Raw genomic sequence first — 15,339 nt, 5'->3', positions numbered from 1 at the left:
TGCGCTACCATAACTCGAACAGTGGTGTTCGACAAGAGGAGGCCGGATGCCGGCGAAAGCAGCGGGTACGGCGACCAAGCGGGCCGACGCGCAGCGCAACATCGCGGCGATCGTCGAGGCCGCGACCGTCTGCCTCAGCCGTGATCCGTCCGCGAGCACCAGCGAGATCGCCAAGGCCGCCGGGGTCGGCCGGGTCACCCTCTACGGCCACTTCCCGTCCCGGACCGACCTGGTCGACGCGGTGTTCGTGCACGCGATCGAGGGCGGTGAGGCCGCGCTCGGCCAGGTCGACCTGTCCGGCGACCCGCGCGCGGCGCTCGGCCGGCTGATCGAGTCCAGCTGGCACCTGGTCGACCGGTTCCGCTCACTCCTGATCGCCGCGCAGGACGCGCTCCCGCCGGGCCGGGTCCGCGAGTTGCACGCCGACCCGATGGTGCGGGTGGAGCGGCTGATCGAGCGCGGACGCAAGGAGGGCGTGTTCCGGACCGACCTCCCGACCACCTGGCTGGTCGGGACCATGCACAGCGTCATGCACGGCGCGGCCGAGGAGATCAACACCGGCCGCCTCACTCCCGACAAGGCCGCGGAGTACATCACCGCCACGGTCCTCGCCGCCTTCACCGCACCGGGCGAGCGCGTCCCGAGCTGACCTCCTGGGTACTGCGAGGACCATGCTGAACGTTGCCGCCTTGGAGAAGCTGCAGAAGCGGCGCAGCGAGAAGTGGTCCGGTCACGCGCCCGGAGTGATCGCCGCGACGGTCGCGGAGATGGACTTCGACCTCGCCGAGCCGATCGCGCGGGTGCTGCACGACGCGATCGACCGCAGCGACATCGGCTACGCGTTCGAGGTCACGGTGCCACTGCAGGAAGCCTTCACCGGGTTCGCGAAGCGGCGGCTCGGCTGGACCGTCGATCCGGACCGGATCAGCCTGGTCCCCGACGTGATGGCCGGGCTGATCGAGCTCTGCGTTGCGCTCGCGCCCGGTGGTTCGGTCGGCTTTGCGACGGCGGCGTACCCGCCGTTCATCCAGCAGTTCCCGCAGGCGGGTCTGCGGACGGTGCTGATCCCACTGCGCACGGACGGCTGGTTCGATCTCGCGCGGCTCGAGGCGGAGTTGCGGGACGGGCTGCGGGTGCTCGTGATCGCCAACCCGCACAACCCGACCGGCCGGGTGCTGCCGCGTGACGAGCTCGCTCAGATCGCCGAGCTCTGCGCGTCGTACGACGCCTGGGTGCTGGCGGACGAGATCCACGCGCCACTGGTCCTGCCGGGTGCGACGCATGTGCCGTGGCTGGAGGTGTCCGACGCGGCGCGCGAGCGCGGGATCTCGCTGATCTCGGCGTCGAAGGCGTTCAACCTCGCGGCGCTGAAGACCGCGCAGGTCGTGACCGCGTCCGATCGCGCGCAGGACGTCGTACGACGGCTGCCGTACACGGCCGAGCAGGCCGGCCTGCTCGGGGTGCTCGCGGCGGAGGTTGCGTTTGCCGAGTGCGACGACTGGCTGGACGCCGTACTACGTCAACTGGCCGACAACCGGTCTTACCTACGCGACAACCTCCCCGGTGGGATCACGCTGACCCCACCGGACGCGACCTACCTGGCCTGGCTCGACTGCCGCGGCCTGGGCCTGGATGAAGAGCCCCACGACTTCTTCCTCCGCGAAGCCAAGGTCGCGCTGGGCCCCGGCCGCGACTACGACCCGTCGGCCACCGGCTTCGCCCGCCTGAACTTCGGCACCGGCCCCGAACTCCTGGAAGACCTCGTCTCGCGCCTGCGCTCGGCGGTGGAGTAGCTACTCCAGCCAGGTGGTTTCGAAGGTGGGGTTGGCGTGGATGTGGACGGCTTCGTAGCCGCCGGGACCGGTGGCGAACTTGTGCGGGGTGTCGGCGGGGACCACGAGGATCTGGCCGGCCCGGCCGACCACCTGCTCGGTGCCGACGGTGAAGGTGGCCGAACCACGCCGGATGATGAACGTCTCGGCGTACGGGTGCATATGCAGCCGCGGGCCGACGCCCTCCTTCGTGGTCGCCTCCAGGATGATCGAGATGCCGGCCCCGCCCGGGAGCAGCTCGTAGTTCTCGGTCCAGTCCTCGCCGTCGTCCCGTCCGTCGGCGCGGTCGATCACCGCTGCGCCGGTGTTCGCGATCTCGGTCATGACAGATCTCTCCCCTCAGTTGCTGCCCACCGTAGTTCGCGATCGGGTCGGTCGCGACACCATTGATCAGGACTGAAAGGTTCGCTCCGACTGCCGGGCGGCCACCGGCCCGAGGGCCGCGACGAGCAGCGCCAATACTGCGACCCCGCCGAGCGCGACCGGCAACGACCAGGCCGACGACGCGGCGCCGACCGCGGCCGGACCGAGCAGGAAGCCGAGGTACGCCAGCGTGGTGACCGTCGAGATCGCACCGGCTCGCCGCTCGGGTCCGGCCCACGCGCCGGCCATGCCGATGATGGTCGGCGCGCACACCGACGTCCCGAGGCCGGCAACACCGATCCCGATCAACGCCAGCCACGCCGTTCCGGCCGTCGCGGCCACAACTGACCCGACGGCCGCGAGGAGGCCGCCGGCAACCAGCAGCTGGACCGGACGGAGTCGCCGGAGCAGCGCGTTGCCGGCGATCCGCCCGGTCGCGGCCGCGGCGGCGAACACGGCTGGCGCGCTCGACGCCAGTCCGGGGGCTGCGTTCAGTGAGGTGTCGAGGTGTACGGCGCTCCAGCTCTGCCAAGCGTTTTCGACGACGTACGCGAGAGCGCAGAGTCCGCCGAAGACGAGGAGCACGGGCTCGAGACGGCGTCTCGCGGTTGGCTCTGTGGGGGTGTGGAGGTTCTCCTGAGGCCCGGCGGCGAGCGTGAAGCCGACGACGGCGACGATCACGCCGACTCCGCCGAGCACCGGCAACGCGTCCGCGCCGGCCGCGCGGAGAGCCGCCGTACCGAGGCTGGCGACCACGACCGCGACCGAAAAGATGCCGTGGGCAAGGTTCATCAACGGCTTGCCGGTGACCGCCTCCGCGTGGGATCCGGTCGCGTTGATCGCGACGTCGGTGGCGCCGGAGGTCACGCCGAGCAGGAACAGCGCGCCGCTCAACGTGACCGCCGAGTCGGCCAGCGCGGGGAGCACACCGCAGGCCCCGAACAGCACGACCACGACCGGCAGGACTGGGCCGCCGTACCGATCGATCAGGTATCCGGTGAACCGCATCGAGGCAAGCGCGCCCAAGCCCACCATCAGCAACGCGAGCCCGAGCTCACCGTCCCCGACCCCCGACTCGCTCCGCACCGCGGGCAGGATCGCGCCCCAGGCACCCCAGAACAATCCGAACGCACCGAATCCCACCAGAGCCCTGAGCACCCGCTCAACCCTAATCAGTCCAGGGGGTTGTGGTTGAGGGGTAGGCGCATGCCCAGGTGCCAGAGGAGGGTGGCTCGGGAGTTGGGGCGTTCGGTGGCTTCGCGGCGCATGAGGGTGGCGAAGCAGGTGGGGAAGCCGGTGCGGGGGTGCTTGGTGGTGACTTGGCGGATGGCCTCGCGGGGGAGGGTGCCGGCGACGTCCAGGTGGGCGCCCGCGTGCAGGAGGTGGGCTTCGGGGCCTTGGCGGACGGTGATGTTCATGTGCAGGGCGATCGCCTCGGCGACCTCGTCGGCGTACGGCGATCCGAGGTCCGCCAGCGTCGTACGAGCGACCTCGGCACCATGCACGGCGAAGCACGCGGCGGACTCCGGTGGGCGGTAGTCGTCGGTGAGGGCGATGTCGTGCAGCAGGCAGGCGAGGTAGAGGAGCTCGGCGTCCGGCTTGATCCCATCGCGGGCGCCGAGCAGGTTGGCCCAGAACCAGGTGCGGATGCAGTGACCGAGCAACGGGTCTTGGTACGACGGCCGCGCGAGCGCGAGCACGTCGCGGGTCAGCGCGGTGTCCGGTGGGTCCGGCAGCTGGAACGGCGTACGCGGTCCGTCCGTCACCCGGGCGCGGAGCTGGTTGGGCAGGCCGCGCACCTGCGCGACCGCCTCGCGCGCGAACCGCACCTTGGCGGCCCGGTCGAGCTCCCCACGCGTCATCCCGGCCGCCTTTCTTGCAAGCATTACAAGTTGGGCACGCTAACAGCGATGTGGTGCCCGCGACAAGAATTCCCCGCGGCGACCTGGGTACCGGAGGTTTGTCGGGTTAAGCAGCCAGCCCGCACCAGCGGAACCCCGCGTCGGGAGTCCAGGTGGGTCCCGTCCCGGGGTGCCGCTGCTGCCCTCGACCGCGCTCAGCCGGCTCGGTCAGTCGACCCGCTCGACCGTGGCCGCGTGCCGGCGGGCCAGGTCGTGGTAGACGGCCGCGTTGTGGTCGACGAACAGCTTGGCGACCCCTTCCAGCGGCACGATCTTCTTCGCCGGACTGCCCATCGCCACCGACTCCGGCGGAATCACCGCCGCCGGCGTGACCGTCGACCCGGCCGCGACCAGGCTGCGCTCACCCACGACCGCGCCGTCGAGCACGATCGCGCCGTTCCCGACCAGCGCCTGCTCGCCGATCACGCAGTCGTGCACCAGGCACTGATGCCCCACGGTCGCGTTCCGCCCGATCTCACACCCATTGCTGCCGACGTGGATCACGGTGTTGTCCTGGATGTTCGCCCCCGCCCGGATGGTGATCCGTCCCAGATCGGCCCGCACCACCGCGCCGTACCAGATCGACACCCCTTCCTCGACCACGACATCCCCCACCAGCGTCGCCGTCGGCGCAATCCACGCATCCGGATGCACCACCGGGCTCTTACCTTCAAACGAGAACAAGGGCATGACCGCACCCTAAGCAGGCCCGAGTAACTATACCAACCGTATGGTAAAGTTACGGCAATGCGACCGAGTTCGAGGACGGCGATTCTGGACGCGGCTTTCCGGTTGGCGGGACGGGACGAGGGGTCGGTGGAGATCACCTTCGACGCGACCGCGCGGGAGGCGGGGGTGACGAAGGGCGGGGTGCTGTACCACTTCCCGACCCGGGACGACCTGGTGATCGCGGTGGGAGAGTACGTCGCTCAGCGGGTCGAGGAGGCGATGATCGCGAAGCTGGGGAAACCGTTCGAGGAGTCGACTGCCGCCGAGCGGGTGCGCGCATATGTAGGTGTGGTCGCCGCCGGCCGGCTGACCCGGGCGGATCTGGCGATCTACGCCGAGTGCCTGGCAAACTCCGCCCTCGCCGACCCGTGGGAGACCACGCTGAGTCGATGGCTCGACCTCACAGACGTGACCGACGAAGGCGAGCGGGCCCGGCTACGCGCGGCCCACTTCGCCGCCGACGGGCTGTGGATCGCCGACGCCACCGGCATCTTCGCGCCGCCGCCCCCGGAGCGCGACGCGATCGTCGCCCAACTGCTGGAACTGACGCGATGAACAAGTGGTTCTACCTCGCCGCCGCGATCGGCTCCGAGGTCGCCGCAACGCCGGCCCTCAAGGCCGCGCTCGACCAGCCGCTCTGGCACGGCGTTGTCGCCGCCGACCCCACCGGCTGCTACCGGTGGGGCCTTGCCGTTGGTTGGGACCGCCAGGCCATCACAACCGTGCTCCGGCCCGGCCGGTGAGCGTGCGCGGCGCGGATCGGGGCGATTGTGATGGCCTGGCGGTCCGGATCAGGCGACGATCTTGTAGCCGTACCGCGTCATCACCGCGGCGACCGCGGGGTTGAAGACCCCGGTGACCTCGAGCTCGAAGTGCAGCTGCACCTTGCGGATCATGAGCACCGTCGGCTCTAGATATAAGACAGTCCGTGTCAGATATTCGCCCCGAGACTGACACCATGAAACCCGAACGAGCCTGGCTCGGCGTCGTCTCCGCCGAGCACGCGCAGCTCGCCGTACAGCACAGCTTCATCCAGCTCAACCACGGCAAGCGTCCGAACGTCGCCCGCCTGCACCAAGGCGACGGCTTCGTCATCTACTCCCCGACCGACCGCTACGGCGACCGCACACCGCTACGTGCGTTCACCGCCCTCGGCATCGTCGCCGACACCGAGCCCTACCTGGCCGAGCCCATGGAGATGGGCGCCCGCGGCACCATCCGCCCCTGGCGGCGCCAGGTCGACTTCGTCAAGGTCCGTCCGGTGCCACTCCGCGAGCTGGACCTGCAGCTCACTCGGCAACCCAACTGGGGCTACCAGCTCCGCCGCGGCCTGGTCGCGCTCTCGGTTGAGGACTTCGAGCAGCTGAGCGCCGTCATGGTCGCTGGCGATAGCTCTCGAGGAATGTCGCGATCCGGGTGAGCGCATCGTGCAACTGGTCCTTGTGCGGCAGCGTGACGATCCGGATGTGGTCGGGTTCGGGCCAGTTGAAGCCGGTGCCCTGCACGATCATGATCTTCTCGGCGCGGAGCAGGTCGAGCACGAATTGCCGGTCGTCGGTGATCCCGAACACCTTCGGATCCAGCCGCGGGAACACGTAGAGCGCCCCCTTCGGCTTCACGCAGCTCACCCCGGGGATCTGCGTCAGTAGCTCGTACGCCGTGTCGCGCTGAGCCAGCAGTCGTCCGCCCGGCAGCACCAGATCCTTGATCGATTGCTTCCCGCCGAGCGCGGTCGCGACCGCGTGCTGCGCGGGCATGTTCGCGCACAACCGCATGTTCGACAGGATCGTCAGACCCTCGAGGTAGCTGGTCGCCTGGTGCTTGGGCCCGCTCACCGCCATCCACCCACACCGGTAGCCCGCCACCCGGTAGGCCTTGGACAGCCCGTTGAAGGTCAGCGTCAGTACATCAGGAGCCAGCGAAGCCACCGGCGTGTGGACGACGTCGTCGTACAGGATCTTGTCGTAGATCTCGTCGGCGTAGACCAGCAGGCCGTGCCGGCGGGCGATGTCGGTGAGCTGGACCAGGAGCTCGCGGTCGTAGACGGCGCCGGTCGGGTTGTTCGGGTTGATGATCACCAGCGCCTTGGTGCGGTCGGTGATCTTCCGCTCGATGTCGGCCGGATCGGGCATCCAGTCGGACTGCTCGTCGCAGCGGTAGTGCACCGGCGTACCTCCGGCCAGCGCGACCGCCGCCGTCCACAGCGGGTAGTCCGGCGCCGGGATGAGGACCTCGTCGCCGTCCTCGAGCAGCGCCTGCACGGCCATCTGGATCAGCTCGGAGACGCCGTTGCCGATGTACACGTCGTCGATGTCGAGATGGATCCCCCACGGCTGGTAGTGCTGCACGATCGCCCGGCGGGCGGCGGGCAGCCCCTTCGCGTCGCCGTAACCGTGCGCGTCCGCGAGGCTACGCACGATGTCCTCGAGGATCTCCGGTGGGCACTCGAAGCCGAACGGCGCCGGATTGCCGGTGTTCAGCTTGAGGATCCGGTGCCCGGCCGCCTCCAGCCGCTGTGCCTCCTCCAGCACCGGTCCGCGGATCTCGTAGCAGACGTTGGCGAGTTTGGAGGACTGGGTCAGCGGCGGCATGGACCGCACCTTAGCCGCGCGCCGAAATTCTTTCCGCCGACTGTGTCAAATCTCGCGCCCGCGATCCGACGAAGAAGTGAGAGCACACCGGATCACGACCTGGGAGTCACCATGAGTGAGCACCACAGCACCTTCAAGCGGCTGCTGGCGAACACCCTGATCGCCAACGTCACGACCACGTTCCTGTCCTTCGCGCTGGCGTTCTGGGTGTACCTGGTGACCGAGTCGGTGCTGGTCGCGTCGATCGTTTCCGGCAGCTCGATGCTGGCCGGGGCGATCTTCGGGACGATCTTCGGCGCGATCGTCGACGCGCACCGCAAGAAGACCGTCATGGTGCTGTCCAGCTCCATCACCGGCGCCGCGTTCGCGGCCGCCGGCCTGGTCTACCTGGCCGTCCCGGTCACCGACTGGTCCAAGCCGTGGTTCTGGGTCTTCGCCGGGTTCGTGCTGGTCGGCAGCCTGGCGGGCGGGCTACGAAGCATCGCGCTGTCCACGACGGTGACGCTGCTGGTCCCCGAGGACCGCCGGGACAAGGCCAACGGCATGGTCGGCACGGTCACCGGTGTCTCCCACCTGCTCACCAGCATCCTGAGCGGCCTGTCGGTCGGCTTCCTGGGGATGGGCGGCACGGTCGCGATCGCCGTCGTCCTGACGATCGTCGTCCTGAGCCACCTGTTGCTGGCGATCCGGATCGACGAGGCGCCGCCGGCCCGGCACAACCGCAAGCATCTGGACCTGCGCGGCTCGTGGCAGACGATGCGCGCCGTACCGGGCCTGGTCCCGCTGGTCCTGTTCAGCACCTTCAACAACCTGATCCTGGGTGTGTTCATGACGCTGATGGACCCGTACGGCCTGGAACTGTTCTCCGTCGAGGCGTGGGGCATCGTGCTCGGCGTCACCAGCGTCGGCTTCATCGCCGGCGGCGCGATGGTGGCCCGCTTCGGCCTGGGCCGCTCGCCGCTCAGGATCCTGCTGATCGCGAACGTCGCGATCGCGGTCGTCGGAATGACGATCTCGATCCGCGAGTGGCAGTCGCTGCTGGTGCTGGGGATGTTCGGCTTCATGCTGGTGATCCCGATCGCCGAGGCGGCCGAGCAGACCATCCTGCAGCGCGTCGTCCCGTTCGAGACCCAGGGCCGGATCTTCGGCTTCGCGCAGAGCATCGAGACGGCCTCCACCCCGGTCGCCGCCTTCGTGATCGGCCCGGTCGCGCAGTTCCTGCTGGTCCCCTACATGAGCTCCGCCCCGGGCCACTCGACCTTCGGCTGGCTGCTGGGCGAGGGCCAAGCCCGTGGACTGGCGCTCACCTTCGTCATCGGCAGCGCGATCATGCTGGTCGTCGTCCTGCTGGCCTTCCTCACCAAGACCTACCGTCGCCTGACCGCCGAGTACGACGCCGCCGCCACCCCGACCGCGGACGTCACTCCCCTCCCCACCACCCCCGAGCCCGAACTGGCCGCCGCTTAGCGGAAGTCAGGCGACCGAGCGGATTCGGCGGACCAGGAGGCCGGCGAGCAGCGTGACGGTGGCGGCCAGGAGGTAGAGGACCGGGTAGCCGCCCAGGTGTTTGACGATGGGGGCGGCCAGGGCGGGGGCGAAGACCTGGGGCAGGGAGTTGGCGATGTTGATGACGCCCAGGTCTTTGGCCCGGTCGCGGGCGTTCGGGAGGATCTGGGTGAGCAGGGCGAAGTCGACGGAGAGGTAGACACCGAAGCCGGCGCCGAGGACGACCGCGCCGAGGACGGCGCCGGGCCAGGTGGGCCAGAAGGCGAGGACGACACCGGCCAGCGCCATCACGACGCCGGACCAGGTGACGAAGATCTTGCGGCGGGCGATCCGGTCGGACCAGGTGCCGAAGACGACCGAGGTGACCAGGACGCAGACGCTGTAGATCGCGGTCAGGATCAGTACGGCGGTGTCCGGCTCGTCGACGCGGACCTCGTCCTGCAGGTAGTAGAACAGGTACAGCGTCCCGAGCGCGTTGCCCACGTTGAACAGGAACCGGGTCAACCATCCCCACCCGAAGTCCGGGTAGCGCCGCGGGCTGATCCAGAACCCGCGGACGAACTCGCGCACGACCAACGGCGGTCGCGACGTCAGCCGCTCGTCACCACTGCCGACCAAGTAGGGCAGCACCGACACCAGCAGGAAGACCGCGCAGGCGACGTACCCGGCCCCGATACCACCGAAGTACGTCGCAAGCCCCGTGCCGACCAGTGCGCCAAGGACCTGCGACAGCGCGACCCATCCCCCGACGGAACCCCGCTGCAGCGTCGGCACCCGGTCCGGCACCGCGGCCGTGATCGCCGCCAGCAACGCGTTGCCGAACAGTTGCACCAGGCACCAACCGACCAGCATCCACGCGACCGACGCGACCCCTGACAGCACGAGCAACCCGACGACCCCGCCCAGCGCGCCCGCCAGCACCCAGGGCACCCGGCGCCCGAGGCGCGACGTCGTACGGTCGGAGATCGCGCCGGCGACCGGGTTCGCGACCACCGACACGGCGGCACCAATCCCCGTGACCAGCCCGAACACGAACTCCTTGTTGCCTGGTGCAACCGCCTCGGACTGCTTCGCCAGCAGCACCTGGATCGGCCCCAGCCAGGCTGCGAACACCCCGACGTTCGCCAGTACGACGGCCGCCGTCCAGCGTGACCGGACCCGGTCGACCGGCTCCGCGAACGCCGTCGGGACGACGCCCGGCTCGGGGATCATCCTCGGCTCTGCGCGATCACGTCACGGAACCAGTGGTACGACGCTTTCGGCGTCCGCGCCAGGCTGTCGAAGTCGACGTGCACCAGGCCGAACCGCTGCGAGTACCCGGCCGCCCACTCGAAGTTGTCCAGCAGCGACCACTGGAAGTACCCGCGGACGTCGATCCCGTCGTCGATCGCCTGCTTCAGCGACCGCAGGTAGCCGTCGAGGTAGTCGATTCGCCGCTGGTCGTCCACCGGCTCGGCGAACGAGCATCCGTTCTCGGTGATGTAGATGGGTGGCAGCCGATCGCCGTACCGGTCCTTGAAGATGCGCAGGATCTCGCCGAACGCCGACGGCACGATCGGCCAGCCGAAGTCGGTCCGCGGATAGCCGTCCAGGGTTCGCGGCTCGAACGGCAGGCCCGGCGGCAGCGGGATTCCGTCGGTCGCAGCAGTGTCGGCCTGGCCCGTCGCCGCGCCGACGGACACCGGCGCGTAGTGGTTGATGCCGAAGAAGTCCAGAGGAGTCGAGATCACCGCCAGGTCATCCTCGACCGGCCCCGGCATCGCGGCCTCGAAGCCGGACGGGTACGTCCCGAGCAGCACCGGATCGGCGAACAGCCAGTTGATCAGGTTGTCGTAGAGGCCGGCCGCTTCCTTGTCCTCGACGCTGTCGCTGGCCGGCCAGGTCGGCGCGTGGTTGCTGGCGATCCCGATGGTGGTCGCACCGGCCGCCCGCAACGCCTGCACCGCGCGGCCGTGCGCCAGCAGCTGGTGGTGGGCGACTGGTAGCGCGTCGAACAGCAGCTCCCGGCCGGGTGCGTGCGCGCCGAGTGAGTACCCCATCAATGTGAGCACCATGGGCTCGTTGATCGTGATCCACATCGGCACCCGGTCCGCGAACCGCGCAGCCAGGATGGCGGCGTAGTCGGCGAACCGGTCGGCGATCGAGCGGTCGAGCCACCCGCCCGCGTCCTCCAGCGGCTGCGGCGTGTCCCAGTGGTACAGCGTCGGCGCCGGCTGGATCCCGGCGCCGAGCAGCGTGTCGATCAGCCGGTCGTAGAAGTCCAGCCCGGCCGCGTTCCCGGGGCCCTGGCCCGACGGCTGGATCCGTGGCCACGCGAACGAGAACCGGTAGCAGTCGACCCCGAGATCCCGCATCAGCGCGACGTCCTCGGCGTACCGGTGGTAGTGGTCGCAGGCCACCGTGCCGGTGTCGCCGTTCAGGATCCGGCCCGGCTCGGCGCAGAACGTGTCCCAGGTCGACGGGCCGCGGCCACCGGCGGCCACGGCTCCCTCGATCTGGTACGCCGACGTCGACACCCCCCACCGGAATCCGGGGCCGAAGACCAGCTCAGCTGTCATTCACATCATCCTCATCAGGGGTCGGAGCCGGCTCGGCCTTGCGGACGACGACCGCCGTGCCGTACGCGGCCACCTCGCTCATCGTGTTGGCGATCTCGTTGCAGTCGAACCGCATCGCGAGGATCGCGTTCGCGCCCATCTGCTGGGCCATCTGGCACATCCGCATCACCGCGACGTGCCGCGACTCGGCCAGCATCTGGGTGTACTCCGGCACCTCGCCACCGGCCAGCGACCGGAACCCGGCGGTGAAGTTCGACCCGAAGTCGCGGCTGCGCACGGTCAGCCCGAACACCTCGCCGAACACCTTCTCCGCGGTGTACCCGGGCAGGTCGTTCATCGTCGAGACCAGCACCGGGTACGGCGAACCCTGCGGCGCGACGTGCGGCGCCGGCTGCTGCGTCGGCTGGTAGTTCCCCGGCGCCTGCCCGTACCCCGGCTGCCCGTAGCCCGGCGGCGGCCCCTGCTGGTAACCGCCCTGCTGCTGCGGCGGCGCGTACCCGGGCGGCGGGCCCTGCTGGTACCCCTGCTGCGGCGGGTACGGCTGGTTCGGGTGGTTCGGGTTCGGAGGGAAGGTCTGGTTCATGCCCTCATCCTGACAGGCCCGAGTTGCTCATTGGCGGCTGTGTCATTGACGGTAGGCCTGAAGCTCGTAGATCGAGTACCCGTACGACGTCGCCCGCTGCGTTCCGGTGACCCGGACGTACCTGGCCGGCACCGGCTCGAACCGCACCACGTCCTCCCCGCCGTTCCCGGTCGTCGTCGCGTAGACCTGCCGCCACGACGACCCGTCGGACGACACCTCGACCCGGTACGACTTCCCGTACGCCGCCTCCCACAGCAGCACCACCCGCCGGATCGCCTGCTCGTTGCCGAGGTCAACCTTCAGCCACTGCGGATCCGACCAGTCGCTCGCCCACCTGGTGGTCGGCTTGCCGTCGACCGCCAGCGCCGGGGGCGAGTTGTACCAGCCCTTCTCGTAGCTGCTCGCGGAGGCCGTCTTGCCGACGGCCAGGTTGCTGACGTCGTCACCCCGGCGAGCCGGGAACTCGATCACCTGCTGGTACGTCGGCCGGTTGACCCAGGCGATCCGGTCCTGAGTGATCCCGCCCATCGGGTTGTGCGCGATCTGGTCCGCGCAGAACTGGTCGCCCGCCGCGCAGTCCGCGGTCGCCGGGTACGTCGTCGCGGCCGGAACTTTGGTTGCCACCAGCAACGTGTCGGCGAGGACCGTCCGGCACGCGGCCAGCGCGCCGCCGCCGCAGTACGTGACCGGCTGCGGCGCCTGCACCGGATCGCCGAGCACCTTGCGCAGGTCGCGCTGAACGAAACCCCACCATCCGTTCTGGAACGCGGAACCCTGCGCACTCGGCCGCTCGTCGATCTTCAGGTTCGCGACCAGAGCGGCGTACAGGTCGGGGCCGAGGTCCTTGAACTGGGCCGGGACGAGCAGCGGCCACCAGGCGTCGAGGATCCGGATCGCCTCGCTGTGGTCGTAGACCTTCGAGGACGGGTTCGGCGTCTTGCGGTGGCTGCCGGCTGCCTGCCACGCGGTCAGCTTGGCGATCGCGTCGGCGACCGCCGGGTCGGTGACCGGGGCCGACTTCAGGACCCGCAACAGGTACGGAAGGACCTGGTCACCCCGGAGGTCGACGGTCGCCGCGTCCTCCATCGCCTCGACCAGCTTGCCGCGGGTGAACTTCTGCCCGCTGTCGATGACGGCCTCGATCCGGTCGTCCAGCGGCTGGCTGCGGTACACCGAGTTGTAGCCGAACTGACCGTCGGACGCGGAGAACCCGGGCGCCTGCTTGTTGTTCCAGCTGGTCAGGTAGTCCTGGTTCACCACCTGCGGGTGCTGCGCCGCCGGCGTGTAGGTCGCGCGGTTCGTGTCCGGGTTCCAGCCCTGCCACTCGTACGAGCTCCAGGTCGGCAGGTTCGGGTCGCCGCCGGGCGCGCGGACCGGGTTGTCTCCGGAGTTGTAGTACGCGATCGACGTCTTGTCGATGTAGAACCAGTTGAACGTGTAGCCGATGTTGTGCGCCGCGGCCTTGAAGTCGGCCGCGTTGTGGATCTTGTCCGGGTCGTTGAGCTGCATGAACCCGAGCGCGGACCCGGCCTCGTTGCCGTAGGTCGAGCGGTTCTTGGTGAACAGCACCGGTCGGCCGCCGACCGTGCCGCGGTGCGTGACGATGCCGTACTTGGTGCGCAGGGCAACCAACGTGTACGAGCCGGCCGGTTCGGACGATCCGAGGCTGGAGTACCACTCGTTGTGCCGCTCGAGCCGTTCGATCGGCGTGCACTGGCCGCGGTACTCGTAGTACTGCGAGTTCTTCGTCGGCGTCCCGCCACCGGGCTCGCACAGCGGTACGGCGAACGTGTCGGTGATGTCCTGCCCGGCCGAGGTCGCGCTCCACGAGTAGTCGGGGCCGCGGCCGATCAGCGTGTAGAAGTTCAGCCCGGCGAAGGCGATGCCGCGGGAGCTGACGCCCGGACCTTGGAGCTCCTGCCGGAGCAGCAGTTGCGGTGCGAAGTAGCCGGTCTGCGGGCCGTAGACGGCGACCGGGTTGCCGCTTTCGGTGTGCGCGCCGGAGACGAGCAGGGCGTTCGACATCCCCTTGTCACCGAAGCCCTTGGGGAAGAGGCCCTGGTCGAAGATGCCGCGCAGCGACTCCGAGCCCTTCGGCGCCGGCTTGCTCGCCGTTCCGGCGGTCTGGTCGATGACCTGCGGCTCCGGCGTGACCGAGCCGCGGTCCGGCAACGCGCGACCGGCCGGGTTCGGACCGGTCTCGCCGTACGGGAAGGTCGCGCCGTTGTGCACGGTGGTGTTGGCCTCCGGGTCGTTCTGCGACCGGAACGACTCCCACACCTTGGTGCCTTGGGCAACGCCGTACTTCGCCTGCGCCTCGAGCAGCGCCAACGCGGACGTCACCTCGTGTCCGCCGCCGGTGCCGAAGATGCCGGCGACAACGGCCGCCGTGGCGACGACGTCGGTCACCTTCCACTGCGGCGTCGGCCAGTCGAGACCGAGTGCGACGTACTCGCCGGGGTACGCGATGCCGACCGTGTTGATGTAGTGGTTGACCCCGGCGACCCAGGCCTGGATGTCCTGCTGCATCTTCACGCCGTCGGCGCCGTACCGCTCGTCGGCGTCGTCGAACTGCTTCTGCAGATCGGCTTCGGTGTACGGCGCGGTCCGCCAGAACTCTTGCTCGAACGCTCGATTGGCCGGCGCCCCACCCGCGAACGGGGTCAGCCGGCCGCGGCCGAGGTGCCGGAACACGTCCATCACGAACAGCCGGTCCTGCGCCCCGGCGTATCCGGCGCCGAACATCACGCCCGACCGCGTCGTGCCGGTGATGTGCGGGATGCCGCGCGACTTGTCCCGCACGATCGTGACGTCCGAGCGCGGCTGGACCGTGCCGGCGACGTCACCCGCCTTCACGCCGAACGACGCGTCGTCGAAGTACGCGCCGAGGCCGTCGTCGGTGATGCCCTGGGAGTTCCAGACCAGGTTCTCGTACGGCTTCAGCGAGTCGCTGAAGTGCGCCGGACGGGTCCCGAACGCCTTGAAAAGAAGGAGATCCGTGAAGGTCGCGTGGCCGTTCTGCCCCGGCGTGACGATGTCGTCGCACTGCCCGACGCAGTAGTCGGCCGGGACGGCAGCGGCTGCTTGTGGCGCGGCTTGGGTGGGCGCGGGCAGAGCAGCGAGTACGGCGACCGCGGCTGCGGCGGCGATCGTCGTACGCAAAGAACGGCGGGATGTTCGCGGGGCGGTGCGAGGCGACACGGATTCCTCCCTCGGGACGCGGGCCGGCGGCAGGGGAGTTACGAAAACTGAGAATGACTCACCAGTAGCTTCGGG

15 protein-coding genes are annotated in these 15,339 nt (G+C 69.5%); 6 read left to right on the top strand and 9 right to left on the bottom strand.

Annotated elements, in window-relative coordinates; translation table 11 throughout:
• Positions 1-46: 46 nt before the first annotated feature.
• Together ACWCOV_RS19390 and ACWCOV_RS19385 are read left to right on the top strand one after the other, a co-directional pair.
• On the top strand, positions 47-649 hold the full coding sequence (locus ACWCOV_RS19390; RefSeq protein ID WP_449830659.1) for a TetR/AcrR family transcriptional regulator: 603 nt from the start codon (positions 47-49) through the stop codon (positions 647-649).
• A 22-nt stretch (positions 650-671) separates the two neighbouring features.
• Positions 672-1,793 (top strand): MalY/PatB family protein, encoded by a 1,122-nt coding sequence (locus ACWCOV_RS19385; protein ID WP_449830658.1) that lies wholly within the window; start codon positions 672-674, stop codon positions 1,791-1,793.
• Here the strand turns inward: ACWCOV_RS19385 and ACWCOV_RS19380 are convergent, their stop codons facing one another.
• From ACWCOV_RS19380 to ACWCOV_RS19365, 4 genes are all read right to left on the bottom strand, one after another.
• On the bottom strand, positions 1,794-2,156 hold the full coding sequence (locus ACWCOV_RS19380) for a cupin domain-containing protein (protein WP_449830657.1): 363 nt from the start codon (positions 2,154-2,156) through the stop codon (positions 1,794-1,796).
• Positions 2,157-2,222: 66 nt separating this feature from the next.
• Positions 2,223-3,416: an MFS transporter gene (locus ACWCOV_RS19375; RefSeq protein ID WP_449830702.1), complete on the bottom strand. Its 1,194-nt coding sequence runs from the start codon at positions 3,414-3,416 to the stop codon at positions 2,223-2,225.
• Positions 3,368-4,057 carry an HD domain-containing protein gene (locus ACWCOV_RS19370; RefSeq protein WP_449830656.1) on the bottom strand — a complete coding sequence of 230 codons (690 nt, stop codon included), beginning with the start codon at positions 4,055-4,057 and terminating at the stop codon, positions 3,368-3,370. The genes ACWCOV_RS19375 and ACWCOV_RS19370 overlap by 49 nt, the downstream gene beginning before the upstream one ends.
• Before the next feature lie 207 nt (positions 4,058-4,264).
• The gene (locus ACWCOV_RS19365; RefSeq protein ID WP_449830655.1) at positions 4,265-4,786 is read right to left on the bottom strand and encodes a gamma carbonic anhydrase family protein; all 522 of its coding nucleotides are present in this window, start codon (positions 4,784-4,786) and stop codon (positions 4,265-4,267) included.
• Positions 4,787-4,843: 57 nt separating this feature from the next.
• Between ACWCOV_RS19365 and ACWCOV_RS19360 the strand changes: the two genes are divergently transcribed.
• From ACWCOV_RS19360 to ACWCOV_RS19350, 3 genes are all read left to right on the top strand, one after another.
• Positions 4,844-5,380: a TetR/AcrR family transcriptional regulator gene (locus tag ACWCOV_RS19360; protein ID WP_449830654.1), complete on the top strand. Its 537-nt coding sequence runs from the start codon at positions 4,844-4,846 to the stop codon at positions 5,378-5,380.
• A complete protein-coding gene (locus tag ACWCOV_RS19355; protein WP_449830653.1) occupies positions 5,377-5,568 on the top strand; it encodes a hypothetical protein in 192 nt (63 codons plus the stop codon). Before ACWCOV_RS19360 ends, ACWCOV_RS19355 begins: the two co-directional genes overlap by 4 nt.
• Positions 5,569-5,783: 215 nt before the next feature.
• Positions 5,784-6,245, top strand: a complete 462-nt coding sequence (locus tag ACWCOV_RS19350) for an EVE domain-containing protein (protein WP_449830652.1) — start codon at positions 5,784-5,786, stop codon at positions 6,243-6,245.
• On the opposite strand, the gene ACWCOV_RS19345 is transcribed toward ACWCOV_RS19350, so the two are convergent.
• Positions 6,199-7,416 carry a pyridoxal phosphate-dependent aminotransferase gene (locus tag ACWCOV_RS19345; RefSeq protein ID WP_449830651.1) on the bottom strand — a complete coding sequence of 406 codons (1,218 nt, stop codon included), beginning with the start codon at positions 7,414-7,416 and terminating at the stop codon, positions 6,199-6,201. The two genes, ACWCOV_RS19350 and ACWCOV_RS19345, sit on opposite strands and share 47 nt — an antisense overlap.
• A gap of 111 nt (positions 7,417-7,527) precedes the next feature.
• Between ACWCOV_RS19345 and ACWCOV_RS19340 the strand changes: the two genes are divergently transcribed.
• Positions 7,528-8,883: an MFS transporter gene (locus ACWCOV_RS19340; RefSeq protein WP_449830650.1), complete on the top strand. Its 1,356-nt coding sequence runs from the start codon at positions 7,528-7,530 to the stop codon at positions 8,881-8,883.
• Between the two features lie 6 nt (positions 8,884-8,889).
• Here the strand turns inward: ACWCOV_RS19340 and ACWCOV_RS19335 are convergent, their stop codons facing one another.
• Genes ACWCOV_RS19335 through ACWCOV_RS19320 form a run of 4 tightly spaced genes read right to left on the bottom strand, consistent with a single transcriptional unit; the run spans position 8,890 to position 15,225 of the window.
• Entirely contained in the window at positions 8,890-10,134 is a 1,245-nt protein-coding gene (locus ACWCOV_RS19335; RefSeq protein WP_449830649.1) for an MFS transporter, read from the bottom strand.
• Entirely contained in the window at positions 10,131-11,480 is a 1,350-nt protein-coding gene (locus ACWCOV_RS19330) for a GH1 family beta-glucosidase (RefSeq protein ID WP_449830648.1), read from the bottom strand. Before ACWCOV_RS19330 ends, ACWCOV_RS19335 begins: the two co-directional genes overlap by 4 nt.
• Positions 11,470-12,063, bottom strand: coding sequence for a YbjQ family protein (locus ACWCOV_RS19325; protein ID WP_449830647.1), 594 nt, complete (start codon positions 12,061-12,063; stop codon positions 11,470-11,472). The genes ACWCOV_RS19330 and ACWCOV_RS19325 overlap by 11 nt, the downstream gene beginning before the upstream one ends.
• A 42-nt stretch (positions 12,064-12,105) precedes the next feature.
• The gene (locus tag ACWCOV_RS19320; RefSeq protein ID WP_449830646.1) at positions 12,106-15,225 is read right to left on the bottom strand and encodes a penicillin acylase family protein; all 3,120 of its coding nucleotides are present in this window, start codon (positions 15,223-15,225) and stop codon (positions 12,106-12,108) included.
• Between the last annotated feature and the right edge of the window lie 114 nt (positions 15,226-15,339).

The organism is Kribbella sp. NPDC002412, from assembly GCF_053592935.1.
This window is presented reverse-complemented; position numbering and strand designations above follow the sequence as displayed.